At 68.3% G+C, this 24,036-nt stretch carries 26 protein-coding genes; 7 read left to right on the top strand and 19 right to left on the bottom strand.

The annotated features are described in order from the left end of the window. Positions 1 to 20 precede the first annotated feature (20 nt). The 6 genes from VHAB30_RS02540 to orn all read right to left on the bottom strand — a co-directional run bounded on the left by VHAB30_RS02540 (position 21) and on the right by orn (position 6,741). The gene (locus VHAB30_RS02540) at positions 21 to 908 is read right to left on the bottom strand and encodes a quinone oxidoreductase family protein (RefSeq protein ID WP_159275700.1); all 888 of its coding nucleotides are present in this window, start codon (positions 906 to 908) and stop codon (positions 21 to 23) included. Further along, complete coding sequence (locus VHAB30_RS02535; RefSeq protein WP_159275699.1) at positions 905 to 1,708, bottom strand: alpha/beta fold hydrolase; 804 nt, start codon at positions 1,706 to 1,708, stop codon at positions 905 to 907. The genes VHAB30_RS02540 and VHAB30_RS02535 overlap by 4 nt, the downstream gene beginning before the upstream one ends. Further along, positions 1,705 to 2,709, bottom strand: coding sequence for a 3-hydroxybutyryl-CoA dehydrogenase (locus VHAB30_RS02530; protein WP_159275698.1), 1,005 nt, complete (start codon positions 2,707 to 2,709; stop codon positions 1,705 to 1,707). Before VHAB30_RS02530 ends, VHAB30_RS02535 begins: the two co-directional genes overlap by 4 nt. After that, on the bottom strand, positions 2,699 to 3,772 hold the full coding sequence (locus VHAB30_RS02525; RefSeq protein WP_159275697.1) for an NAD/NADP-dependent octopine/nopaline dehydrogenase family protein: 1,074 nt from the start codon (positions 3,770 to 3,772) through the stop codon (positions 2,699 to 2,701). The genes VHAB30_RS02530 and VHAB30_RS02525 overlap by 11 nt, the downstream gene beginning before the upstream one ends. A 216-nt stretch (positions 3,773 to 3,988) precedes the next feature. After that, on the bottom strand, positions 3,989 to 5,896 hold the full coding sequence (locus tag VHAB30_RS02520; protein ID WP_070062330.1) for a DEAD/DEAH box helicase: 1,908 nt from the start codon (positions 5,894 to 5,896) through the stop codon (positions 3,989 to 3,991). Between the two features lie 248 nt (positions 5,897 to 6,144). Then, entirely contained in the window at positions 6,145 to 6,741 is a 597-nt protein-coding gene (gene orn / locus VHAB30_RS02515; protein ID WP_159275696.1) for an oligoribonuclease, read from the bottom strand. 62 nt (positions 6,742 to 6,803) lie between these two features. On the opposite strand from orn, the gene VHAB30_RS02510 reads away from it, so the two are divergent. Genes VHAB30_RS02510 through rsgA form a run of 3 tightly spaced genes read left to right on the top strand, consistent with a single transcriptional unit; the run spans position 6,804 to position 9,423 of the window. Next, a complete protein-coding gene (locus tag VHAB30_RS02510; RefSeq protein ID WP_159275695.1) occupies positions 6,804 to 8,069 on the top strand; it encodes a M48 family metallopeptidase in 1,266 nt (421 codons plus the stop codon). A 31-nt stretch (positions 8,070 to 8,100) separates the two neighbouring features. After that, positions 8,101 to 8,451 (top strand): 4a-hydroxytetrahydrobiopterin dehydratase, encoded by a 351-nt coding sequence (locus VHAB30_RS02505; protein ID WP_095746391.1) that lies wholly within the window; start codon positions 8,101 to 8,103, stop codon positions 8,449 to 8,451. Positions 8,452 to 8,463: 12 nt separating this feature from the next. Continuing rightward, positions 8,464 to 9,423, top strand: a complete 960-nt coding sequence (gene rsgA / locus VHAB30_RS02500; protein WP_159275694.1) for a ribosome small subunit-dependent GTPase A — start codon at positions 8,464 to 8,466, stop codon at positions 9,421 to 9,423. Between the two features lie 25 nt (positions 9,424 to 9,448). On the opposite strand, the gene VHAB30_RS02495 is transcribed toward rsgA, so the two are convergent. From VHAB30_RS02495 to rpsP, 8 genes are all read right to left on the bottom strand, one after another. Continuing rightward, complete coding sequence (locus tag VHAB30_RS02495) at positions 9,449 to 10,474, bottom strand: hypothetical protein (RefSeq protein ID WP_159275693.1); 1,026 nt, start codon at positions 10,472 to 10,474, stop codon at positions 9,449 to 9,451. Positions 10,475 to 10,491: 17 nt separating this feature from the next. After that, positions 10,492 to 11,577: a histidinol-phosphate transaminase gene (hisC, locus tag VHAB30_RS02490; RefSeq protein WP_159275692.1), complete on the bottom strand. Its 1,086-nt coding sequence runs from the start codon at positions 11,575 to 11,577 to the stop codon at positions 10,492 to 10,494. A 4-nt stretch (positions 11,578 to 11,581) separates the two neighbouring features. After that, positions 11,582 to 12,583 (bottom strand): CobD/CbiB family protein, encoded by a 1,002-nt coding sequence (locus VHAB30_RS02485; protein ID WP_062475069.1) that lies wholly within the window; start codon positions 12,581 to 12,583, stop codon positions 11,582 to 11,584. Between the two features lie 58 nt (positions 12,584 to 12,641). Beyond that, on the bottom strand, positions 12,642 to 13,385 hold the full coding sequence (locus tag VHAB30_RS02480; RefSeq protein ID WP_174250200.1) for a CoA pyrophosphatase: 744 nt from the start codon (positions 13,383 to 13,385) through the stop codon (positions 12,642 to 12,644). Positions 13,386 to 13,512: 127 nt separating this feature from the next. Next, positions 13,513 to 13,896 carry a 50S ribosomal protein L19 gene (gene rplS / locus VHAB30_RS02475; RefSeq protein ID WP_056572437.1) on the bottom strand — a complete coding sequence of 128 codons (384 nt, stop codon included), beginning with the start codon at positions 13,894 to 13,896 and terminating at the stop codon, positions 13,513 to 13,515. Between the two features lie 110 nt (positions 13,897 to 14,006). After that, the gene (gene trmD / locus VHAB30_RS02470) at positions 14,007 to 14,753 is read right to left on the bottom strand and encodes a tRNA (guanosine(37)-N1)-methyltransferase TrmD (protein ID WP_159275691.1); all 747 of its coding nucleotides are present in this window, start codon (positions 14,751 to 14,753) and stop codon (positions 14,007 to 14,009) included. Between the two features lie 16 nt (positions 14,754 to 14,769). Next, a complete protein-coding gene (gene rimM / locus VHAB30_RS02465) occupies positions 14,770 to 15,324 on the bottom strand; it encodes a ribosome maturation factor RimM (protein WP_159275690.1) in 555 nt (184 codons plus the stop codon). Positions 15,325 to 15,340: 16 nt separating this feature from the next. Then, complete coding sequence (rpsP, locus tag VHAB30_RS02460) at positions 15,341 to 15,604, bottom strand: 30S ribosomal protein S16 (RefSeq protein ID WP_007831311.1); 264 nt, start codon at positions 15,602 to 15,604, stop codon at positions 15,341 to 15,343. A gap of 179 nt (positions 15,605 to 15,783) precedes the next feature. Here rpsP and VHAB30_RS02455 point away from each other — a divergent pair, with 179 nt between their 5' ends. Next, positions 15,784 to 16,308: a GNAT family N-acetyltransferase gene (locus VHAB30_RS02455; RefSeq protein ID WP_062475081.1), complete on the top strand. Its 525-nt coding sequence runs from the start codon at positions 15,784 to 15,786 to the stop codon at positions 16,306 to 16,308. A gap of 13 nt (positions 16,309 to 16,321) precedes the next feature. Then, the gene (locus VHAB30_RS02450; RefSeq protein ID WP_159278255.1) at positions 16,322 to 16,768 is read left to right on the top strand and encodes a TM2 domain-containing protein; all 447 of its coding nucleotides are present in this window, start codon (positions 16,322 to 16,324) and stop codon (positions 16,766 to 16,768) included. A gap of 53 nt (positions 16,769 to 16,821) precedes the next feature. On the opposite strand, the gene VHAB30_RS02445 is transcribed toward VHAB30_RS02450, so the two are convergent. From VHAB30_RS02445 to hda, 5 genes are all read right to left on the bottom strand, one after another. Beyond that, positions 16,822 to 17,832 carry an inorganic phosphate transporter gene (locus VHAB30_RS02445; RefSeq protein ID WP_062475084.1) on the bottom strand — a complete coding sequence of 337 codons (1,011 nt, stop codon included), beginning with the start codon at positions 17,830 to 17,832 and terminating at the stop codon, positions 16,822 to 16,824. A 14-nt stretch (positions 17,833 to 17,846) separates the two neighbouring features. Then, positions 17,847 to 18,491, bottom strand: a complete 645-nt coding sequence (locus tag VHAB30_RS02440; RefSeq protein WP_056571891.1) for a DUF47 domain-containing protein — start codon at positions 18,489 to 18,491, stop codon at positions 17,847 to 17,849. Positions 18,492 to 18,712: 221 nt separating this feature from the next. Then, entirely contained in the window at positions 18,713 to 19,348 is a 636-nt protein-coding gene (folK, locus tag VHAB30_RS02435; protein WP_159275689.1) for a 2-amino-4-hydroxy-6-hydroxymethyldihydropteridine diphosphokinase, read from the bottom strand. Continuing rightward, positions 19,345 to 20,982 (bottom strand): polynucleotide adenylyltransferase PcnB, encoded by a 1,638-nt coding sequence (gene pcnB / locus VHAB30_RS02430; protein ID WP_159275688.1) that lies wholly within the window; start codon positions 20,980 to 20,982, stop codon positions 19,345 to 19,347. The genes folK and pcnB overlap by 4 nt, the downstream gene beginning before the upstream one ends. A gap of 42 nt (positions 20,983 to 21,024) precedes the next feature. Beyond that, positions 21,025 to 21,714 (bottom strand): DnaA regulatory inactivator Hda, encoded by a 690-nt coding sequence (hda, locus tag VHAB30_RS02425; RefSeq protein ID WP_056571899.1) that lies wholly within the window; start codon positions 21,712 to 21,714, stop codon positions 21,025 to 21,027. A 152-nt stretch (positions 21,715 to 21,866) separates the two neighbouring features. Here hda and purM point away from each other — a divergent pair, with 152 nt between their 5' ends. Next, entirely contained in the window at positions 21,867 to 22,907 is a 1,041-nt protein-coding gene (gene purM, locus VHAB30_RS02420) for a phosphoribosylformylglycinamidine cyclo-ligase (RefSeq protein ID WP_159275687.1), read from the top strand. Between the two features lie 50 nt (positions 22,908 to 22,957). Then, the gene (locus VHAB30_RS02415) at positions 22,958 to 24,028 is read left to right on the top strand and encodes an AI-2E family transporter (RefSeq protein WP_159275686.1); all 1,071 of its coding nucleotides are present in this window, start codon (positions 22,958 to 22,960) and stop codon (positions 24,026 to 24,028) included. Positions 24,029 to 24,036 lie beyond the last annotated feature (8 nt).

Below are 24,036 nucleotides of genomic sequence, written 5' to 3'. Positions count from 1 at the left end.
GCGTCCGGCCTGAGGCCTGACTAGGGCACGAGCACCGCGCGGCCGCGATGGCCGCCATGACCGCGTCTGGCGATCCAGTCGAGCGCGAGGGCTGCATCGGCGAGCGCGAAGGGCTGCACGTCGAGGTGCAGGCGGCCGTCGGCCAGCCTCGCAAGCAACTCTGGAGCGGCTGCGCGGCCCGCGGCTTCGCGCCGGAACATGTTGAGCGGCAGCAGCGCCACGTCGCGCTGCAGGAAGTGCGCGATGTCCAGCTGCAGCGTCGGGCCGGCGGTGTAGCCGATCAGCACGGCTCGGCCGCCGGGGCGCACGGCAGGCAAGGCGGAGGCGAGCACGTCGCCGCCGACGGTGTCGATGAGCAGGTCGGCGCTGGCGGCTTCAGGCGGGCCTGCCTTCGGATCGACCGGCGTTGCGGTGCAGCCTGCATCGCGTGCCAGCTGCATCACCAGAGAACCCACCGCGCCGCTCGCGCCCGTTACCAACACTTGCTCTCCAGACTGCAATCGGGCGACCTCATGCAAGGCGACCCACGCCGATGTGGTGGGCGAGAAGAACGCTGCGCCGAGCGTCATCGGCACCGCATCGGGCAGCACGCCGAGTGCATCGTCAGGCGCATCGATGAGCTCGCACCACGTGCCGTCGAGCAGCGTGCCCAAGCCGCTGCCACGCAACCACACGCGTTGCCCCTCTGCATAACGCTCGCTCGCGACGACAACGCCCGCCGCTTCCACGCCCGGCGTGTAAGGCAACGGCGGATGCCGCAGGAAGCGGCCCTGCCACACGGTGCGGTCGATGTGACCGACGGTCGCGGCCTGCATGCGCACGAGGGTGTGGCCGGGTCGCGCCACGGGGTCGGCCACGTCCTCGAGCACCGGCGCGGCATCGAAGCCATGGATGCGAACGGCCTTCATGGCCGCGTCGCCAGGAAGTCGAGCACCGTGCGCGCGAAGGCTTCGGGCATCTGGTCGGGCAAGGGCACCATGCCGCCGTCGATGTCGACGATGCGCGCCTGCGGCAGGTGATGCTGCAGCTCTGCCGCATGCGGCGCGGCGAAAGGGTCGAGCGTGGCGCGCACGATGAGCGTCGGCTGCGTCACGCGGCCGATGCGCTCTTCCATGCGGTACGAGGCCACGGCGCGGTGCCCTTCTTCGACACGATGGCCGACCTTCATCGCATCGCGCACGAAAGCCTCGAGCAGGTCGGGACGCCCCGGCGGATAGAAGGCCTGCCGCTTCTGCCACAGCGCGGCGAGGTGGCTGCCGTCGTCGCTGGGCGCCACTTCGTCGATGGGTGGACGCTGCGCGCGGGCGCGGCGAAACACCTCGTCGGTGTACGGCGTGGACGACAGCACGAGGCTGCGCACGCGCTCGGGAAACACCGCGGCCAGCTCGATCGCGATCACGCCGCCGGTGTGATGCCCCACCACGTCGGCCTGCGCGATGCCGAGCGCATCGAGCAGCTCGCACGCCACGCGCGCCCACTGCGCAATGCTCGCGGGCACGCCGCCGTCGGCCGAATCGCCGAAGCCCGCCGTGTCCATGGCGATGGTGCGGTAGCCCGCGCCGGCGATCAGCGGCAGCACCTCGCGGTACTCGGCCCAGCTGCGCGGCGACTGGTGCAGCAGCAACACGGCCGGCGCCTGCGCGTCGCCGCACACGGCGTAGTGCACCTGCCCCACCGACAGGTCGGCGAAGGCGCGGCGGATCGTCATGGCAGCGTCTCGTCGGCCGGCGCGCGCCACAGGCCCGCGTGCTTCAGTTCACCGAGCGTGCGCGAGAGCACGTCGCGCCGGTAGGCGGCGGTGTCGCGGCCCGCGTAGTCGTAGAAGCCGCTGCCGCTCTTCAGGCCCAGCCGCCCCTCCTCGACCATGCGCCCGACGATGGCCGGCGCGGTGTAGCGGCCTGCGTCGAGCGAGGCCGACATCTCGCGGCTCGCGTGGTGCAGGATGTCGCAGCCGCCGAAGTCGATGAACTCGACCACGCCGAGTGCCGCGAAGCGCAGGCCCAGGCCGTAGCGCGTGGCCTTGTCGATTTCTTCCGCTGTGGCAGCGCCTTCTTCGATCATGCGGGCCGCCTCGTTCATCACGAGCGCCTGCAGACGCGGCACGATGTAGCCGGGCGAAGCGCCACAGACCACGGGCAGCTTGCCGATGGCCTCCATCAGTGCCTTCGTGCGCGCGAGCACGCCGGCGTCGGTGCCGGGGTGGCAGCTCAGTTCGACCACGGGAATCACGTAGGCCGGGTTGAGCCAGTGCATGTTCAGGAAGCGCTCGGGCCGGCGCACCAGCGCAGCCAGATGCGTCACGAGGATGCTGCTGGTGGTCGAGGTGAGGATCGCGTCGTCGCGGCAATGGCGGTTGAGTTGCTCGAAGGCCTCGCGCTTGGCCTCCATGGTTTCGGGCACGCCTTCGAACACCAGTTCGGCGGCGGCCAGTGCGCGCGGTGCTTCTGCTGCATTCACGAAATCCACGCGTGCAGCGATGCACTCGACCTGCGAGGCATCGATCACACCGAGCTGTGCAAGGCCTGAGAGGCTCGCAGTGATTTCCGCCTGTGCCTCGTCGCGCAGGCGCTGCCAGGCCTCGGGCGTGCGCGGGCGCAGGTCGATCAGCGAAATCCGGTGGCCCGCATAGGCGAACGCGATGGCGATGCCGCGCCCCATGCGGCCGGCGCCCACGGCGGCAAAGCGCGGCGGCGCGGGCTCATTCGCCATCGTGCAGCCTCTGCTTGAGCTGGGCTGCGCTCAGGCTGGCCAGGCCGAGGCTTTCGAAGGTGCGCGGGCCCTTGCGCAGGTCGCGCCCGAGGAAGCCGCCGACGATGGCCAGCAGGCCGTGCGCGATGGGCGCATCCACGCCCGCATGGCGTGCGGCCGAGGCCAGGAAGGCCAGGCCGAGTTCGGTGTCTTCGGTGATGTAGCGGTGCGTGTGCAGGTCGATGTTCTCGCGCCAATCGCCCGACTTGACGAGCTGCTTGTGCGCATCGCCGTACATCCACTGGTCGTTGTTGTAGTGGTCGGCCAGCGGATAGTGCGGCGCACCCTGCCCGAAGGCCTCGCGCACGGCCATGCGCTCGCGGTCGAGCCGGTCGGTCACGTCGCGCACGGCGCGCTGCGTGCCTTCGTTGTGGATGTCCCAGCGCTCGAAGTGCTGCAGCGGCGCGGCGTTCATCACCATCAGCGGCGGGTGGATGACGGGGCCGGCGTTCATCAGCGCGCCCGAGAGCGCGTCGCCGCAGCCGTGCACGGCCGGGTAGGCGCGGCGGATCACCTCGATCGCCTGCGCCTCCTTGCGCGCCGGGTAGACACCGGTGGGCAGGCGGATCGCGCGGATGGTGACGTTGACCTCGCGCTCGCCGTGCTTGCGCGCAAGGTAGGGCAAGGTGCCGGTCTCGGCCCAGGCCACGTCGGCGCGGTTGCCGGCGGCCTTCACCGCCTGCGCCATCACGTAGCTGCCGAAGGTGCCCGGTGGCAGGAACACGACCTGGCCGTCGACCAGGTGCGGCGCCATGGCCAGCGCGATGTCGTGCTGGGCGATGGCGGGCGTGGGAATGACGATGAGCTCGGCGCCCTTGAGCGCGGCGCCGATGTCGGCAGTAGCGAGCGCGATGGGCACCTCGCGCGCGCCGGCGGCGTCTTTCAGCGTGATCGCGCCGGCCTGCACGACGGGTTCGAGCGCGGCGGCGTCGCGGCGCCACAGGCGCACTTCATGGCCGGTTTCAGACAGGTCCGCGGCGGCCGCATAGGCGCCGTGGCCACCCCCAAGAATCGCAATTTTCATGATCGAAAGTCGAGAACAGGTGTCGATGAACCGGCAGCCGCGAACGGACCGGGGAGAAGCAATGCGCCATTACATTACTTTTCATCGATTCAGGTGTCAACCAACTTCATGGGCGCCGGACTGCTCGGAAACCCGACAACGAAAAAGCCCGCGTTCGTGAGAAGCGCGGGCTTTTTGGGGGGAAGCAGCCCTTTTCAGGGCCGCTTGCGGGGGCGATCAGCGGCTGGGCTTGAACGCGCGCTTTTGCGCGTCGCGGGGCACGAACACCTTGCCCGGGCCACCGTGGCCGGCGCCGTTGCCGCGCGGTGCGAAACCTTCGCGGGGTGCAAAGCCTTCACGGGGTGCGAAACCGCCGTCGCCGCGACCGCCGCCATGGCCGTGGCCGCCGCGCGGGGCGCTGTCGCCCCAGCCCGGCTTGCGACCGTAGCCGCCGCCATTGCCGCCTTCGTCACGGCCGCCGCCGAAGCCGGCGTTCTGGCCGCCCTGGAAGCCGCGCGGGCCTTGGCCCTGGGCCGGGCCGCGCGAATTGCGGTCGTTGAAGCCGCTGGCGCCGGCATAGCCGCCACCGTTGTTGTTGCCGCGGTAGCCACCGCCGCCGCCCGCACCGCCGTTGCCGAACTTGCGATCGCGCGAGAAGTTGTCGCCGCGGCCGCCGCGGTACTCGCCCATCGGGGGACGCGATTGCGGCATGCGCTGTTGCGGCTCGAGGCCGGCAACCACTTCCGCCTTGAACTGCTGGCGGCTGTAGTGCTCGATGTCCATGATCTTGCGGCGATCGCGGAACTCGGCGAACGTGATGGCCAGGCCATCGCGGCCGGCACGGCCGGTACGGCCGATGCGGTGGGTGTAGTCCTCGGCCTTCATCGGCAGGCCGAAGTTGAAGACGTGGGTGATGGTCGGCACGTCGATGCCGCGGGCGGCAACGTCGGTGGCCACCAGGATCTGCACCTGGCCCTGGCGCAGTGCCATCAGGCGGCGGTTGCGCAGGCCCTGGCTCAGGGCGCCGTGCAGCGCGACGGCGCTGAAGCCTTCTTGCTGCAGGTCGTTGGCGAGGCCGTCGCATTCGACTTGCGTGCTGGCGAACACGATCGCCTGGTTGATGCTGGTGTCGCGCAGCCAGTGGTCGAGCAGCTTGCGCTTGTGCTGGCTGTTGTCGGCCCAGTACAGCGACTGCTTGATGTTGGCGTGCTTCTCTTGCGGGCTGTCGATGGTGATGCGCTGCGGCTCGCGCATGACGCGCTGGGCCAGCTGCTGGATGCGCGGCGCGAAGGTGGCGCTGAACATCATGGTCTGCTGGCGCTCGATGGTGAGCTGGTTGACTTCAGCCAGGTCGTCGGCAAAGCCGAGGTCGAGCATGCGGTCGGCTTCGTCGACGACGAGGAACTTGACTTGGTCGAGCTTGAGCTGCTGCGAGCGCTGCAGGTCGAGCAGACGGCCCGGCGTGGCGACCACGAGGTCGGCGTTCTGCAGCTTGGCGATCTGCAGCTGGTAAGGCATGCCGCCCACCACGTTGGCAACGCGCAGGCCGCGGCAATGACGCACCAGTTCGATGGCGTCGTGTGCAACCTGCTGCGCGAGTTCGCGCGTCGGGCACAGGATCAGGGCGCCGGGGGTGGCGGCCTTGAAATGACGGGCGTTGGTCGGGTCCTTGCGCTTGGGCTTCTTGAGCGGCGCTTCGCCACGGGCAGCGGCTTCAGCGGCCAAGCGCTGGAACTCGGCCTTGGCTTCGGCTTCGGCCTCGGCTTGGCGCTTGATCAGCGTGTGCAGCACGGGCAGCAGGAAGGCGGCGGTCTTGCCCGAGCCGGTCTGGCTCGACACCATCAGGTCGACGAAACGGGCCGAACCGGCTTCGCCCATGGCGATCGGCACGACCTTTTCCTGCACGGTGGTCGGCTGGGTGAAACCCATGTCGGCCACGGCGGCGATCAGTTCGGGGGCGAGGCCCAGCTTGATGAAACCGTTGGGCGCGGCAGGCGCTTCGGCTTCGGCGGCCTCGGGGGCTGCGGCGTCCAGTGCGTCGAGGATCGGAGCCTCGGACACGGTTTCCGCGACAGCGGTGAATTCGTTATGGGTAGCGGATTGCACAGGCGCGAGTTCGCCCTGCGCTTCAAAAGCGTCGGTCATGAATATCAATCTCAAACGCGAGCGCTGCCGTAGGCGGCGCCCCGTTGGTGGTTAAAAACATCAACCATCCAACGACATTCAACTTCCGGCTTTCGTCGGAGGCTGCGGCCCTTTTTGATCAGCGAATGCGATCGGGCGCGGTGTGCAAGATAGGGAGATGCGAGAGACGCTGATCTGTGTCCAAAGACGCGTTCAAATCAGCGAAGCCTGCGATTATGGCACGGCTTCGGGTTTTTACCTAATTGTTGTCAATCCACCAAGCGCAGGAAGGTTTCCCGGTAGTGCGCGAGCTCCTCGATGGACTCGTGCACGTCGGCCAGCGCGGTGTGCGCCTGCTGCTTCTTGAAGGCGGTGTAGGCCGCGGGCTTCCAGCGCTTGGCCAGCTCCTTGAGGGTGCTGACGTCGAGGTTGCGGTAGTGGAAGTACGCCTCGAGCTTGGGCATGAACTTGACCAGGAAGCGCCGGTCCTGCCCGATGGTGTTGCCGCACATGGGCGAGCCGCTCCTGGGGATGTACTTGGCGATGAATTCGAGCAGTTGCTGCTCGGCCGCGGCTTCGTCCAGCGTGGAGGCCTTGACCTTGTCAATCAGGCCGCTGCGGCCGTGGGTGCCCTTGTTCCAGGCGTCCATGGCGTCGAGCACGGCGTCGCTCTGGTGAATGACGAGCACGGGGCCGTCGATGCGGGGCGTGAGGTCGGGGCCGGTGACGACCACGGCGATCTCGAGCAGGCGCTCTTTCTCGGGGTCGAGGCCACTCATTTCGCAGTCGAGCCAGACCAGGTTCTGGTCGCTTTTCTTCAGGGCGGGGACGGTTGCGGGGGGCGTCGGGTCAAGGGATTCGGGCATCGCAGGATTGTCGTCGAAGGCCTGCACCCCGACATACCGCGGACTAAACTCGCCGCTTCATGATGTCTTATTCGCTCATCTTCACCCTTGCCTTCGCGGCGGCGCTCGTGGCGGGCCTGCTCGTGAAGTTCTGGCTGGCCACCCGCCAAGTGCGCCACGTGGCACGTCACCGCGGCGCCGTGCCGGAAGCTTTTGCACAGACCATCACGCTCGCCGCGCACCAGAAGGCCGCCGACTACACCATCGCCAAGGCGCGCTTCGGGCTCGTCGAAATGGCCTGGGGCGCCGCCCTGCTGCTGGGCTGGACGCTGCTCGGCGGGCTCGACCTGCTGAACAAGCTGCTGCTGGTGTGGCTGGGCGGCGGCATGGTGCAGCAACTGGCGCTGCTGGCGGCCTTTGCGCTCATCGGCGGCCTGCTGGAGCTGCCGTTCACGCTGTGGCAGACCTTCCGGCTCGAGGAGCGCTTCGGCTTCAACAAGATGACCTGGAAGCTCTGGCTCACCGACGCCGTCAAGTCGACGCTGCTCGGCGCGCTGATCGGGCTGCCGATCGCGGCGCTCATCCTGTGGCTCATGGGCGCGGCCGGCACGCTCTGGTGGCTCTGGGCCTGGGGCGCGTGGATGGGCTTCAACCTGCTGCTGATGCTGATCTACCCGACCTTCATCGCGCCGCTGTTCAACAAGTTCAAGCCGCTGGACGACCCGACGCTCAAGGCGCGCGTCACGGCGCTCATGAAGCGCTGCGGCTTCGCGGCCAAGGGCCTGTTCGTGATGGACGGCAGCACGCGCAGCGCGCACGCCAATGCCTACTTCACCGGCTTCGGCGCCAGCAAGCGCGTGGTGTTCTACGACACGCTGCTGCGCCAGCTCAACGCCGGCGAAGTCGAGGCCGTGCTCGCGCACGAACTCGGCCACTTCAAGCACCGCCACATCGTGAAGCGGCTGGTCGCGATGTTCGCGCTGAGCCTGGCCGGCTTTGCGCTCCTGGGCTGGGTCTCGACCCAGGTCTGGTTCTACGCCGGCCTGGGCGTGCAGCCCAACCTGTCGCCCGCGGCGCCCAACAACGCGCTGGCGCTGCTGCTGTTCATGCTGGCCGTGCCGGTGTTCAGCTTCTTCGTCGCCCCGCTGCCGGCGCGCCTGTCGCGCAAGCACGAGTTCGAGGCCGACGCCTACGCCGTGGCGCAGACCAGCGGCGCCGACTTGTCGGCCGCCCTGCTCAAGCTCTACCAGGACAACGCCTCGACGCTCACGCCCGACCCGGTGTTCGTCAAGTTCTACTACTCCCATCCCCCCGCCTCCGAGCGCCTTGCGCGCATGGCCGCGGCGTGACCCTCGAACCACCTTTTCAGCGAAGCCCCTCATGAGCAGCATGTTCAAACCCAAGGACTGGAAGAACCTTCCGCCCCGCAAGGCCCTGAGCGCCACCGAGATCGTCTCGGGCCTAGCCCAGCTCGACGGCTGGAAGCTCACCGGCGACGGCGCCGATGTCGCGATCGAGAAGACCTTCACCTTCGCGAACTACTTCGAGACCATCGCCTTCGTGAACGCGCTGGCCATGGTGGCCCACACGCAGGACCACCACCCCGACCTGTCGGTGCACTACAACCGCTGCGTGGTGCGCTTCAACACGCACGATGTGAACGGCCTCTCAATCACCGACTTCGACTGCGCACGACAAGCCGACGCGCTGGTCGCGAGCCCCGCCGCATGAGGACACGCGCCTGTGGCTAAGCCGGGCCGCGCCGCCTTCACCCCCGCTGCGCACAACACGGGGAAGGCGCACCACGACGGCCTCGTCGTCGCCAGCCACGGGCGTCACTGCCTCGTCGAAACGCCCACGGGCGAGCGGCTGATCTGCCACCCGCGCGGCAAGAAGAGCCAGGCCGTGGTCGGCGACCGCGTGCGCTGGCAGGCCACCGAAGACGAAGGCACCATCGAAGAGGTGCTGCCGCGCCGCAACCTCTTCTACCGGCAGGACGAGATCCGCACCAAGTCGTTCGCGGCCAACCTCGACCATGTGCTGATCCTGATCGCGGCCGAGCCGGAGTTTTCCGAACACCAGCTGGCGCGCGCGCTGATCGCGGCCGAGGCCGAGCGCATCACGCCCATCATCGCGCTCAACAAGAGCGACCTCGTCGAACCCTTTGCGCGCGCCTGGGCCAAGCTGGCGCCCTACCGCCGCATGCACCACGGCGTGCTGCCGCTGTCGCTCAAGGCTTCCGGCGAAGCGGACTACGCCTCGCTGATGAAACTGCTGGAGGGCAAGTCGACGCTGGTGCTCGGCCCGTCGGGCTCGGGCAAGAGCACGCTCACCAACCTGCTGGTGCCCGGCGCGAGCGTGCTGACACAAGAGATTTCGCAAGCCCTCAACTCGGGCAAGCACACGACCACCAGCACCACCTGGTACTGGATCGACGAGGCCCGCACCACGGGCCTCATCGACTCGCCGGGCTTCCAGGAATTCGGCCTGAACCACATCGAGCCGATGCAGCTCGCCGGCCTCATGCCCGACATCGCCGAGCACACGGGCGACTGCAAGTTCTACAACTGCACCCACCTGCACGAGCCCGGCTGCGGCGTGATCTCGAACGTCGAAACAGCGACGCAGCCCGGTCCGATCAGCGCCTCGCGCTACAAGATCTACGGTGAGCTGTTCGCCGAGCTGAGCCAGACGCGCTACTGACGCCGCACCGAGGGCCCGGCCGCGCTCAGGCCAGCCAGGTGCGGTACGACTTCCAGGTCGGGTCGAAGGCCAGGTCCAGCGTCACCGGCAACTCCAGCGCTTCCTGAACCGATTGCGCATGCGCAATGGCCGCCTGCGGATCGGCCACATGGAAGTGCACGGTGCGAACGCCCGCCTCCAGCACGATGTGCGTGCAGCAGCCTTCGCCGTGCGTCTGCAGCAGCGCGGTCAGCCGGTCTTCATAGACACGGGCCTCGTCCAGTTCCTCGCCCGATTCGACGGGGATGGCGGCCGAGAGCCGATGACCCAGGTCGGCACGCCCGAGCAGCGCATTCGCGGCGTCGTTTCGCATCACGACCGCCTCGACCTCGCGGCCGTCCTCAGCAGTGCGCGTGGCAGTCAGGCCGGACCAGCCGTGCTCGCCCGCGGGAAACACGCCGGTGTGGCCCAGGTCCTCGCGCCAGCATGCGTCGAACAGAGGCACGAAGTCATCGAGCGGCACACCATCGAAATCCGCTTGCGCATCGGCCTCGACGTGATCGACCGGCCCGACCTTCACGGCGAAGTCGTACTCGCCCAGGATGTGGTCGAGCATGATCAGGCTCATGTGGCGCGCGTGGTCCTGCATGTCCATCGGAATGGGCTTGGCAAAGCCGATCTCCAGCGCCACCCGCCCCCTGTAAGGCTCGTGCTTCACGAGAACGTCCGCGCTGGCCAGTTCGAAGTCGTTCATGCGCATGCTGAAACCTTCGCGCATGCGCTGCCGGAAGGCCTCCACCTCGACCTGGGGCAACGCGGGCGCGCTGTGCACCAGGGCCATGAGGTCTTCGAAATCGTCTTCGGCGCCATGCGCCGTCAGCACGAGCGTGAAAGCCGGCGGGTCGCCCAGCACTTCGGCGGCCAGGTTCGGAAAGAAGGGCTGCAGCAGCGCGTTCAGCGCCTCCACCAGCGCGTGTCCCGACAAGGCATGCAGGCTCTCGAGCCTGTCGCTCAAGACTTGCCAGAACGATGTGCAGGCAACAGCGCGCGGATCGGCATGAAGGGTCGACATGGACTTGCCTCGGGAGGTCAGGCCAGGATGTCCTGCAGGCACTGCACGAGCGCGCTGCACTGGTCCCGCGTGCCGATGCTGATGCGCAGGTACTGCGCGATGCGCGGCTGCCTGAAATGCCGCACCAGCACCGCGCGCTCGCGCAACAGTGCAGCCAGCTCGGCCGCATCGCGCTGCGGATGGCGCGCGAACACGAAGTTGGCCTGCGACGGCAGCACCTCGAAGCCCAGGTCCTCGAGCTGCAGAGTCAGGCCTTCGCGCGTGTCGACGACCTGGTCGCGTGTCTTGCGAAACCACGCCTCGTCGTCGAGCGAGGCCACGGCGCCGGCGGACGCCAGCCGGTCGATCGGGTACGAATTGAAGCTGTCCTTGACCCGCACGAGCGCGTCGATCAGGTGCGCCTGCCCGCAGGCGAAACCGACGCGCAGCCCGGCCAGCGAGCGCGACTTGGACAGCGTCTGCACCACGAGCAGGTTCGGATACCGACTGATCAGCGACAGCGCGCTCTCGCCGCCGAAATCGACATACGCCTCGTCGACCAGCACGACGCGATCCGGGCACGCCGCCAGCAGCTGCTCGATGCGCGCCAGCGGCTGGCCGATGCCGGTCGGCGCGTTCGGGTTGGCGATGACGATGCCGCCGCAGCCCTGCCGTGCGCGCGCTGCGAAGGCATCGATGTCGATGCGCAGGCCCTCATCGACCGGCAGCTGCTCGCAGGCGATGCCGTAGAGCTGGGCATAGACCTTGTAGAAGCTGTAGCTCACATCGGGCATCAGCAGCGGCTGCGCCTGCTGGAAGAAGGCGAAGAACGCGTGCGCGAGCACCTCGTCCGAGCCGTTGCCCGCGAACACTTCGCCGACCTGCAGGCCGTGGCGGCGTGCCACGGCTTCGCGCAGCGCGAGCGACGTGGGGTCGGGGTAGCGTTCGAGGCCGTCGGCCGCCGCGCGCTGGATCGCCGCGATGGCGTCCGGCGATGGCGGGTACGGGTTCTCGTTGGTGTTGAGCTTGACGAGGTTGGCAATGCGCGGCTGCTCGCCGGGCACGTAGGGCTCGAGCGCGCCGACGCGCGGGCTCCAGAAGGCCGGTGCGGGCGGGGTGGTCATGGCCTCAGCCCAGCAGCCGCGCGAGCGTGAGCAAGGCCAGCAGCACCATCCACATCACGACCGAGCGCCAGACCAGGCCGACCACGCTGCGCAGGTGGCCGGGCTCGGGCTCGCGCCCCGGCGTGCTGCCACTGTCCAGGCGCCGCCCGACGCTCGGCGACTCGCCGGCCTGCGCGCGCGGCAGCGGATCGGCCACCGGGATCGGGCTCAGCGAGCCGCCGCCCAGACGCACGTTCACCGCGCCGGACGTGGCCGCGAGGATCACGCCATCGTTCTCGTTGGGAAAGCGCCGCGCATCGTTGCGCCAGCAGTCGATGGCCTCTTCGAAGCTGCCGACCACGGCGAAGCCGAGCGCCGTGATGCGCGCGGGCAGCCAGTCGACGGCATGCCAGGCACGCTCGGCGGCATCCTGCACCGCCACGCTCGAAGGCTGCACCGGCGCGCCGTTCTTGTGGGCCCAGTAGCGCGCGACGAACTCGCTCATGCGATAGAACACCGCGCCTGCCGGCCCCAGGCCGAGAGCGGCGAGCACCGAGAACCAGGCCAGCACGCCGAAGACATGCCGGTGCGCCGCAATGACCGAATGCTCGATCACGTGGCGCACGATTTCGCTGCGCGGCAGCTCGGCGGCATCGACGCCCTGCCAGTGCGCCAGCAGCGAGCGCGCGAGCGGCTCGTCGCCCTCGTCGAGCGCGTCGCGGATGTCGGTGAAGTGATGGCTGAATTGGCGAAAACCCAGCGTCATGTAGAGCACCGCGACGCTCCACAGCACGGCGAAGGGCAGGCCCAGCGTGAGCACCAGCAGCCAGTGCACGCCCAGCGACAGGAGCGTGGGCACGAACACCGCGAGCCCCCAGGCGATCCATCCGTGGTGCGGCTTACCCGCATCGAAATTGCGGCTGGTCCAGCGCGTCCACGCCAGGACGCCGCCGTACACGGGGTTGTGCGGGCCCAGCGGCCGCACCTGCTCGATCAGCAACGCGCACAGGATGGCAAAGAAGCTCATCCTTCGATGATAGCGAGAGCACCTGAAGGTTTTGACCCCAGGTGGCGCCCGATCCGGCTCAGGCGGCGAGGAAACGGTAGAGGTTGCGCAGCATGCCCGCGGTGGCGCCCCAGACGAAGCGCTCGTGCGGGCCATCGACGTACGGCATCGAGTACCACTCGCGTCGGACCCCATCGGTGGCGCTGACCGCGTGGCGGCGGTGGTTGGCCGGGTCCATCAGCCAGGCCAGCGGCACCTCGAAGGCCTCGGCCACTTCGAACGGATTGATGTCGAGCACGAAGTCGGGCTGCACCAGCGCGACCACCGGGGTCACGACAAACGACGTGACGGTCGTGTAGGTCGGCAAGGTGCCGAGCACCTCGATGAACTGCGCCGACAGGCCCACCTCTTCCCAGGCTTCGCGCAGCGCGGCGGCCTGAATGTTGGCGTCCTCGGGGTCGACGCGCCCGCCGGGAAAGGCCACCTGCCCCGAGTGGGTCGACAGGTGCGTGGTGCGCTCGGTGAGCAGCACGGTCGCGCCTTGCGGGCGCTGCACGATCGGCACCAGCACGGCGGCCTGGGCCGGCACCCGGTCGGTCATGCGGGGCTCGCGGCGCAACTCGGGCGTCCACACGGGCGGCGAGGCGAAGCGCGCGCGCAGGGCCGTTGCCGTCAGCTGCGCCGGCGCCACTGCCGGCAGACCATCGCTTCCGTCCACGAAGGGCGCCTGGCGCGGGTCGATCTGCAGCAACGCGGGCGGCACCACGGCATTGACGGGTTCGACGACAGCGGAGGACGTGGGGGCGGAAGTGGAGGAGGTCAAGAGAGGATGCGGCCTGTGGCGGAATGAAAGGAGTAGAGCGTAAAAATGGAAAACTGTCTTGAAGCGCAGCGCCAACGCAAAAAGCCGCCAGAGCGGCGGCTTTTTGAGCAGAAAGGACGGCGGCTGATTAAGCGGCCGACGCAGCCTTCTGCGACTTGCCCGGCAGCTTTTCCTTGATGCGTGCCGAACGACCGCTGCGCTCGCGCAGGTAGTACAGCTTGGCACGGCGCACGTCGCCGCGGCGCTTGACTTCGATGCCGGCGATCAGCGGGCTGTAGGTCTGGAACGTACGCTCCACGCCTTCGCCGCTGGAGATCTTGCGCACGGTGAAGCCGCTGTTGAGGCCACGGTTGCGCTTGGCGATCACGACGCCTTCGTAGGCCTGCACGCGCTTGCGGCTGCCTTCGACGACGTTCACGCTGACGATGACCGTGTCACCGGGCATGAAATCGGGGATGGTCTTGCCGAGACGGGAAATTTCTTCCTGCTCGAGGGTCTGGATGAGGTTCATGATTTCCTGGATATCGATCGTTTCGGGCTGCACTAAAGGCGCCGTGGGCTTTGGCGGAAGAACCACCAAGAAACCGGGCGCGGCCGGACAGAGGATCGGGGAACCGCGGATTATAGCTTTTTTTTCAGCGCGACCTCATCGGCCTTGTTGAGCTTGCCTGCCGCCCGGGCGGCATCGATCAGCTCGGGGCGCCGCGCGGCCGTGATGGCCAGGCGCTGGTCGCGCCGCCAGCGCTCGATCTGCGCATGGTGGCCCGAGAGCAGCGGCGCCGGAACGCCCTGCCCGTTCCACTGCTCGGGCCGTGTGTAGTGCGGGCAGTCGAGCAGGCCGTCGAGCGCCGGGTTGAAGCTGTCCTGCACATGGCTGGCCTCGTCGCCCAGCACGCCTGGCTGCAGGCGGGCCACGGCGTCGAGCAGCGCCATGGCCGCGATCTCGCCGCCCGACAGCACGAAGTCGCCGAGGCTGACCTGGTGGGTGACACGCGCATCGATGAAGCGCTGGTCGATGCCTTCGTAGCGTCCGCAGACCAGCACCGCACCCTCGCTCGCCGACCAGCGCTCGACGGCCTCGTGGCGCAGCGCCTCGCCGATGGGCGAGAACAGCACCACCGGCGCCGGTGCGCCACGGACCGCCAGCGCGGCATCGAGGCAGGCCGCCAGGGGCTCGGCCATCATCACCATGCCGGGCCCGCCGCCGAAGGGGCGGTCGTCCACGCGCTTGTAGTTGCCCTGCGCGAAATCGCGCGGATTCCACAGCACGACCTCGACCTGCTTCGATTCGTAGGCGCGACGCGTCACGCCGCTGGCCATGAAGGGCGCGAACAGTTCTGGAAAAAGCGTGAGGACGTCGAAGCGCATGCGCGCGCGGCCCGGGTCAGAACTCGGGTTGCCAGTCGACCGTGATGAGGCGGCCGGGCAGGTCGACCTTGTCGACGAAGACCGAGACGAACGGCACCATGCGCTCGATGGTCTTGCCGTCTTCTTCGGCCGTCAGCACCAGCGTGGTCTGCGGGCCGGTGGCGAGCAGTTCGCGCACCGCACCGAGCACGACACCTTCGCGGTTGACGACCGACAGGCCGATCAGGTCCACCCAGTAGTACTCGTCGTCACCGGCGGTCGGGAAGCTCGAGCGCGGCACGAACACGCGCGCGCCGCGCAGCGCCTCGGCCGCATTGCGGTCGGGCACGTCCTCGGACGAGGCGACGATGCAGTCGGAATGTTCTTTGGCTTCGCGGACCGCGAGCCGGAAAGCGGCGGGCGTGGAGGCTCCGGGAGCCTGCAGGAACCAGCGCTTGGAAGAAAAAAGCGCCTCGGGTTGGGCGCTGTGGGGCAGGACTTTGAACCAGCCCTTGATGCCCCAGGCATCGGCGATGCGTCCGACCTCGATCGCATCCGCCGGCAGTTCGGCGGCTTCGAGTGTGGGCAGCATCGCCGTGCGGGGCGGCTTAGGCGGCCGCCTTGGGGGCCGCGGCAGCGGCTTGCTTGATCAGGCGCAGCACCGTGGGCGAAGCCTGGGCACCGACGCTCTTCCAGTACGCGAGGCGGTCCTGGGCGATGCGGATGCTTTCTTCGTTTTCCTTGGCGGTCGGGTTGTAGAAACCCAGGCGCTCGATGAAACGGCCATCGCGGCGAACGCGCTTGTCCGACACGACGATGTTGAAGAACGGACGGCCTTTGGAGCCGCCGCGGGAGAGTCGAATGACGACCATGATTTATCCTTGGGTGGTCAGCGAGCCAGTTCAAATAGAAAGAGGCCCGCTCACGATGTTCTTCCAGCGTCGAGACACGCGACATGGCCACCCGGCCAGCGCACGCTGAAAAGCCCACGATTATAGCCCGACCCGGGTTTTTCTCCGAATTCCGGCCCCGCGCCGCCTGCCCCACCCGCATGACCCTCACCCTCCGCCCCAGCCGCGACGAAGACATCGCAGCCATCACGGCCATCTATGCCCACCACGTGCTGCACGGCACCGGCACCTTCGAAACCGAGCCTCCGTCCGAGGCCGACATGGCCGCCCGGCGCGCCGACGTGCTGGGCAAGAACCTGCCCTACCTCGTGGCCGAAGAAAACGGCGAAGTGTTGGGTTTTGCCTACTGCAACTGGTTCAAGCCCCGCCCGGCCTACCGGTTTTCGGCCGAAGACTCGATCTACATGTCCGAGGCCGCGCGCGGCAAGGGCGTGGGCGCACAGCTGCTGGCGGCGCTTTCGCAGGCGGCCGAAGCGGTCGGCGTGCGCAAGCTGATCGCGGTGATCGGCGATTCGGCCAACGCCGGCTCGGTCGGCGTGCACCGCAGCCAGGGCTTCACGCACGTGGGCGTGCTGAAAGACTGCGGCTGGAAGTTCGACGCCTGGCGCGACGTGGTCCTGATGGAAAAAGTACTCGGCGAAGGCAGCCGCACCAAACCCGAATGATGTGATGAAGAAAATGAAAAGCAAGACCGTCGCCGCCTGGCTCTCCTTCCTCGGTGGCCCGCTGGGCCTGCACCGCTTCTACCTGCGCGGCATGGGCGACTGGCTCGGCTGGCTGTTGCCCATTCCCACCGCGCTGGGCATCTACGGCATCGAGCGCCTGCGCATGTACGGCGTGGACGACGGCGTGAGCTGGGCACTGATCCCGCTGCTCGGCTTCACGATCGCGGGCTGCGCCTTGATGGCGATCATCTACGGCCTCATGACGCCCGAAAAATGGAATGCCCGCTTCAACGCCGGCGCACCGACCGACGCTGCACCGGGCCAGACCAACTGGCTCACGATCGGCGCCGTGGTGGCGTCTTTGTTCTTCGGCAGTTCGATCCTGATGGCGAGCATCGTGTACAGCTTCCAGCACTACTTCGAACACCAGATCGAAGAAGGCCGAAAAATCTCGCAATAGTCGCTCAGCCAAGCGCGGCGCCTCTGCGAACGAGGCGCCGACGCTTCAGTGCTTCAGAAAATCTGCCAACTGAACCAGTAAGCCATCGCCGCGACGAAGGCCGAGGCGGGAATGGTCAGGACCCAGGCCCAGACGATGTTCCCCGCCACGCCCCAGCGCACCGCGCTGGCGCGCTGCGTGGCACCGACGCCGACGATGGCGCCCGTGATGGTATGGGTGGTCGACACCGGAATGCCCAGCGCGGTGGCCAGGAACAGGGTCAGCGCCCCGCCGGTCTCGGCGCAGAAGCCGCCCACGGGCTTGAGCTTGGTGATCTTCTGGCCCATGGTCTTCACGATGCGCCAGCCGCCGAACATGGTGCCCAGCGCAATGGCCGCGTAGCAGCTCACGATGACCCAGGTCGGCGGCACCGCGTCGCTGGCCGAGGCGTAGCCGGTGGCGATCAGCAGCATCCAGATGATGCCGATGGTCTTCTGCGCGTCGTTGCCGCCGTGGCCCAGGCTGTAGGCACCGGCCGAGACCAGCTGCAATCGCCGGAACCACCGGTCCACGCGCGACGGCGTGGCACGCCGGAAGCCCCAGGCCACCACGATCATCATCAGCGAGCCCAGCAGGAAGCCCAGCAGCGGCGACACGAAGATGAAGGCCACGGTCTTCCAGATGCCGGAGGCCACGAGGCCACTGGTGCCGGTCTTGGCAATCACAGCGCCCACGATGCCGCCGATCAGCGCGTGCGACGAGCTGCTCGGGATGCCGTAGTACCAGGTGACGAGGTTCCAGCTGATGGCGCCGATGAGCGCCCCGAACACCACGTGCACGTCGACCACGCCGGGCTGGGCGATGCCCTTGCCCACGGTGGCCGCCACGCTCAGGTGGAAGACGAAGATCGCGATCAGGTTGAAGAAAGCCGCGAACACCACGGCCTGCCCCGGCTTGAGCACGCCGGTGGACACCACCGTCGCGATCGAATTGGCGGCATCGTGGAAGCCGTTCATGAAGTCGAACAGGATCGCGAGCGCGACCAGCACCACCACCACCCAGAGGGCGACCTGCACCGTTGTCATCGGCTGCTACCCGCTCAGGAATTCTCGAGGACGATGCCCTCGATCACGTTGGCCACGTCCTCGCACTTGTCGGTGATCGTCTCGAGCAGCTCGTAGATCGCCTTGAGCTTGATGACCTCGCGCACGTCCGGCTCTTCGCGGAACAGCTTGCTCATGGCGCTGCGCATCACGCGGTCGGCGTCGGATTCGAGGCGGTCGATTTCCTCGCAGGTCTTGAGCGTGGCCTCAGCCACGGCCGGGTCGGCGATCTTGCCGAGGTACTTCACGGCGTCCTTGAGGCGGTCGCAGCACTTCACACTCAGGGCCGTGAGGCGCACGATCTCGTCGGTCATGTGGCGCACGTCGTACAGCGCCATGGTCTCGGCCGAGTCCTGGATCAGGTCGGCCACGTCGTCCATCGTGTTGATGAGCTTGTGGATCTGCTCGCGGTCGATGGGCGTGATGAAGGTCTTGTGGATCAGGCGGTTGACGTCGTGCGTCACGCGGTCCGCGGCGCGCTCGGCGTTGTCGACGTCGCGGTTGTACTGTTCGCGCAGGTGCACGTCCGCATAGTGGGTGACGAGCTGCTCGAACGCACGCGCCGCCTCCACGATGCGCTCGGCATGCTGGTTGAACATTTCAAAAAAATTGCCCTCTCGGGGCAGCAGCTTGCCGAACATGGAAAAAACTCCTGGGACGCGCCAATCACAATTTCATGACGCCTTCGTGAAAACTTCCCGAGTTTAACGGGCGCGACCGGAACGACCGGTCGGGCCGACCTTCGGGCCCCGGCTTGACCGGCCCGCTCAGGCCGGCAACCGCAGTGCCACGACCAGCCGCACGCACGCGGCAACGCCGGCGAGATCCGGCAGGGACAGCCGCATGCCGGCCGCCCCAAGAGTCAGCGGATTTTTTGGATGACCTGGCCGGTCACGCGTGCCAGCGCGGCGCGCGGCACCTTGTCGGGGGCAATCTCGGCCAGCGGCTTGAGCACGAAGGCGCGCTCGCGCATGCGCGGGTGCGGCAGGGTCAGCGTGGGGCTTTCGATCACCGAATTGCCGTGCATCAGCAGGTCGAGGTCGAGCGTGCGCGGCGCATTGGGAAAGGGCCGCTCGCGGCCGGCCAGCGTCTCCAGGCGCTGCAACGCGATGAGCAGCTGCTCCGCGTCCAGCCCGGTGCGCACGGCCACCACGGCGTTGATGAAGTCGGGGCCTTCGGCATCGACCGGCGCGCTGCGGTAGAGCGACGAGCGGGCCGTGACCTGGGTGCGTTGCAACGCGCCGATGGCGGCCATGGCCTCCTTCACGGTCGCCTCGGCATCGCCCAGGTTGGCGCCGATGGCGACGAAGGCCTGAACGGTCGGGTAGTCCTCACGCGGACCGCGTGGACGCGAAGGCGCGCGGCGCGCGGGCGGGCCGCTCTTGCTGCCTGCCGATGGCGGCTTGCTTCCGGCGCGCGGCGCGGGCTTGCCCCCCTTGGCTGCCTTGGCAGCCGGGGCGCTCTTCTTGCCGTCCTTCGGCCGGTCGGGCGCACTCATTCGCCTGCGGCGCTCCCGCCGCCCTCGCTGCCGCCACCACCGCTACCGCCGCCCACCGGGCGCGGCTTGCGTCGGCGCTTGCGCTTGCGCGGGGCCGCCGCTTCGCCATCCGGCGGCACGGCATCGGCCTCGATGTCGGGTCCGTCGCCGTCGTCCGACTCGGCTGCGGCCTGCTTCTGGCGCGCCGGTTGCTCGCTGCGCGGCTTGGGCGCAGCGGCCGGATCGCGCAGGCGCACGCGCTGGCGCACCTTCTGTTCTTCGCGCACCTGCTCGAGCAGGTCCTGGCGACGCAGGTCGTCGGCGGTGCTGAACTCCTGCCACCACTCGGCGATGGCCTCGCCGACCTCGCCCACGTCGGCGCGCAGGCGCATGAAGTCGAAGGCGGCGCGGAAGCGCGCCTGCTCGACCAGGCTGTAGGGCGTGGAGCCGGTGCGCTTGTCGAAACGCGGCTGCATCATCCAGATCTCGCGCATGTCGGCAGCCAGCTTGCCGCGGCCCGACACGTCCCCGATGCGCGAATTGAACACGTCGTCGATCGCGTCCTGCAGCGCCGGGAAGGGCGGCTGCGGGCGCTGGCCGTGCCGGCCTTCCTGGCGCTGGGCCCAGCCGTCGCGCACGTCGGCCCACAGCACGCAGGCCAGCAGGAAACTGGGCGCCACGGGCTTGCCTTCGCCGACGCGGCGGTCGGTGTCTTGCAGGGCGGCCTTCACGAAGGGCTGGTCGGCGCGCTCCACCACCACGTCGAGCAACGGGTAGATGCCGGTGGCGAGCCCCAGCTTGCGCAGTTGCTCGACCGTGGCGATGGCATGGCCGGTCTGCAACAGCTTGAGCATCTCGTCGAACATGCGGCTTTGCGGCACGTCGGCCAGCAGCTTGCTCGATTCGATGAGCGGCGCGGCGGTCTTGGCTTCCATCTTGAAACCGAGCGCGGCGAGCTTGGCCGAGAAGCGGATGGCGCGAATGATGCGCACCGGGTCTTCGCGGTAGCGCGTGACCGGGTCGCCGATCATGCGCAGCGTGAGCTTCTGGGCGTCCTTGATGCCGTTGTGATAGTCGACCACCACCTGGTTGGCCGGGTCGTAGTACATGGCGTTGACGGTGAAGTCGCGGCGCGCCGCGTCTTCTTCCTGCGGGCCCCAGACGTTGTCGCGCAGCACGCGGCCGCTGGCGTCCACGGCGTGCTTCATGCTCGCGAGTTCGCCCTTGCTGGTGCGTTCGTTGCCGGCCACCTGCTCGGCAGCGGCGCTGTCCATGTAGGCGCGGAAGGTCGAGACCTCGATCACTTCGTGTTCGCGGCCCCGGCCGTACACCACGTGCACGATGCGAAAGCGCCGGCCGATGATGAAGGCGCGGCGGAACAGCGACTTGACCTGCTCGGGCGTGGCATTGGTGGCCACGTCGAAGTCCTTGGGGCGCAGGCCCAGCAGCAGGTCGCGCACCGCGCCGCCCACCACGTAGGCCTCGTAGCCGGCCTGCTGCAGCGTGGTGACCACGTTCTTCGCGCGTTCGTCGACCAGGGCGGGATCGATCTTGTGAACCTCTGCCGGCACCTCCTGGCGCTTGCCGAAGCGGCTCTTGCCCTGCGTGCCGCCGGCGGACTTGCCGAGCAGCTTGTCGATGAATTTCTTGATCATTGGTTGTTTTTCGAGGAGGAGCAGGCGCTTCTTCTTATCTGTCTATTCGTTTTCGAGCATGGAGCGGATCAGCGGAATGGTGATCGCGCGTTGGGTCTGCAGGGCGTAGCCGTCCAGCTGCGACAGCAGCTCCATCAGGCTGCCCAGGTCGCGGCTGAAGCGGTGCAGCATGAAGTCGAGCACGTCGTCGGACAGCATCACGCCGCGCGCGTCGGCCGCTTGGCGCAGCACCGCGCGGCGTTCGCTTTCGCTCAGCACCTGCAGATGGAAGACATGGCCCCAGCCGAGGCGGGTGCGCAGGTCTTCGCGCAGCGGCAGGTCGGCCGGCGGCAAGGCGCCGGCGGCGACCACGCCGCGCTGCAGGGTCTGGGCGTTGACGAACCAGTTGAAGGCCGCGTGCTGCTGCACCGCGGTGTAGAGGTGGACGTCGTCGAGCAGGACGGCGCCCCAGCGCTCGTCGAACTCGGGCGGCTCCAGCAGGCCGGCGTGCAGCCAGCCCACGCTGGCGCCCTGCTCGGCCAGTGCGACACGCACGGATTCGAGCAGGTGGGTCTTGCCACTGCCGCTGTCGCCCCAGAGGTAGGTCGGCACCGGCGAGTGCAGCGCGGGGCTGCCATCGGCGCCGCCGACCCACACTTGCAGGTGTCGCAGCGCCGCCTCGTTGGGGCCGGCAAAAAAGGCGTCGAAGCTGGGGCCCGTCGCAATGCCGATATCGAGCGCGAGCTGTTTCATCCCGGGAAGGTTCATGGAGGGGGCCCGGAGGGCCCTTAAAATCGTGAGGAATTCTATCGGCCCGGCCGCCTCGGTCGCCGGCGCCTCCCCTGCCTGCCCTTCCTCGCCGCTTCGCGAACCTTTTCGCTCCTTCTTCTCGACACCGCCCGCCCATGACCTCCTCCACGCCCACCCCGCTCAGCTACAAGGACGCCGGTGTCGATATCGACGCAGGCGACGCCCTGGTCGACCGCATCAAGCCGCTGGCGAAGAAAACCATGCGCGAAGGCGTGCTGGCCGGCATCGGCGGCTTCGGCGCGCTGTTCGAAGTGCCCAAGCGCTACAAGGAACCCGTGCTGGTGAGCGGCACCGACGGCGTGGGCACCAAGCTCAAGCTGGCCTTCGAATGGAACATGCACGACACGGTCGGCATCGACCTCGTGGCCATGAGCGTCAACGACGTGCTGGTGCAGGGCGCCGAGCCCCTGTTCTTCCTGGATTACTTCGCCTGCGGCAAGCTCGACGTGGACACGGCCGCGGCCGTGGTCGGCGGCATCGCCCGCGGCTGCGAAATCTCGGGTTGCGCCCTCATCGGCGGCGAAACCGCCGAAATGCCCGGCATGTACCCGGCCGGCGAGTACGACCTGGCCGGCTTTGCGGTCGGCGCGGTCGAAAAGTCGAAGATCCTCACGGGCCAGAACGTCAAGCCCGGCGATGTGGTGCTCGGCCTGGCCTCGGCCGGCGTGCATTCCAACGGTTTCAGCCTCGTGCGCAAGGTGATCGAGCGCGCCGGCGCCGACCTGCCCGCCACCCTGGACGGCAAGCCCTTCCGCGAAGCCGTGATGGAACCCACCCACCTGTACGTGAAGCCCGTGCTCGAGGCGCTGGGCAAGCACCCGATCAAGGCCCTGGCCCACATCACCGGTGGCGGCCTGCTCGAGAACATCCCGCGCGTGCTGCCCGAAGGCACCGCCGCCCACCTCACGAAGGGCAGCTGGCCGCAGACCGAGCTCTTCGCCTGGCTGCAGAAGGTGGCCGGCATCGACGACATCGAGATGAACCGCACCTTCAACAACGGCATCGGCATGGTCGTGGTGATCGATGCGGCCGAAGCCGCCGCCTGCGCCGCCACGCTGCGCGCCGCCGGTGAGTCGGTGCACGAGATCGGCGTGATCGCCGAGCGCGGCGACGGCGCGGCCGTGGTCGTCGCCTGATCGCGCGCCCGTTCTTTTTTCTTTTTCTCACCGCACGCCCCGCTCCCCGGATGGCCACGCCGCTGCCCGACGCCACCCTCGCCGCCCCGCCCCCGGTCGCCGCCTCCCGCCACGTGGTACTGGCCAGCTACCTGCTGATGCTCGCGGGGCTGATGCTCGTGATGTGGCAGCACCTGCTGCCGGGGCTGCTGTGCGTGTGCATCGGCTTCCTGGTCGCACGCTGGTTCGCCCGGCTGCTGGGCGGCTGGCTGTCGCGCCTGAAGCCCCTGCGTTCCGGCGCCGACAGCCTGGCCCGGGTGGTGGCGGTCACGCTGGTACTGCTGGGCCCGATCGGCCTGGTCACGCTGGGGTTCTCTCAGGCGCGCGAGTACGTGCTCGATGCGCCCGACCAGTACCGCGAACTGCTCGACTACACGGCCCGCACGGTGCTCGAGCTGCGCTCCAAGCTGCCACCCGACATCGCCGTCTACCTGCCCGAGGGCGCGGCTGAGGTGCAGCGCATCGTCGCCAACTACCTGCGCACGCAGGCCGGCTCGCTCGCCATGGCCGGGCGCGCCTGGCTGGGCGGGCTGCTGTTCGCCTACGTGGGCCTGATCATCGGCGCGCTGGCCGCCGTGGCACCGCCGCCGGCCCAGCGCCGGCCACTGGCGCAGCAGATGTTCCAGCGCATCACCACCTTCGGCGAGGCCTTCGGCCAGATCGTGGCGGCGCAGTTCTGGATCGCCGCCTTCAACACGCTGCTGACAGCGATCTTCCTGCTGTTCCTGATGCCGCTGTGGGGCCTCGAGCTGCCCTACACGCCCGCGCTGATCACCCTGACCTTCGTGGCCGGGCTGGTGCCGATCGTGGGCAACCTGGTCTGCAACTCGGTGATCACGCTGGTGGCGCTGTCGGTGTCGCCAGTCACGGCCGCGGCCTGCCTGGCCTTCCTGATCCTGATCCACAAGGCCGAGTACGTGATCAACGCCAAGGTGGTCGGCGCGCGCACGCAGATGCGCGTGTGGGAGCTGCTGTCGGTGATGTTCGTGGCCGAGGCGGTGTTCGGCCCCGCCGGGCTGGTGGCGGCGCCGCTGTACTACGCGTACCTGAAAAAAGAACTGCACGCGGGCGGCCTGGTCTAGCGGCCGGC

Source organism: Variovorax boronicumulans (assembly GCF_009811375.1).
In the GTDB taxonomy this organism is placed as follows: domain Bacteria; phylum Pseudomonadota; class Gammaproteobacteria; order Burkholderiales; family Burkholderiaceae_C; genus Variovorax; species Variovorax boronicumulans.
This window is presented reverse-complemented; position numbering and strand designations above follow the sequence as displayed.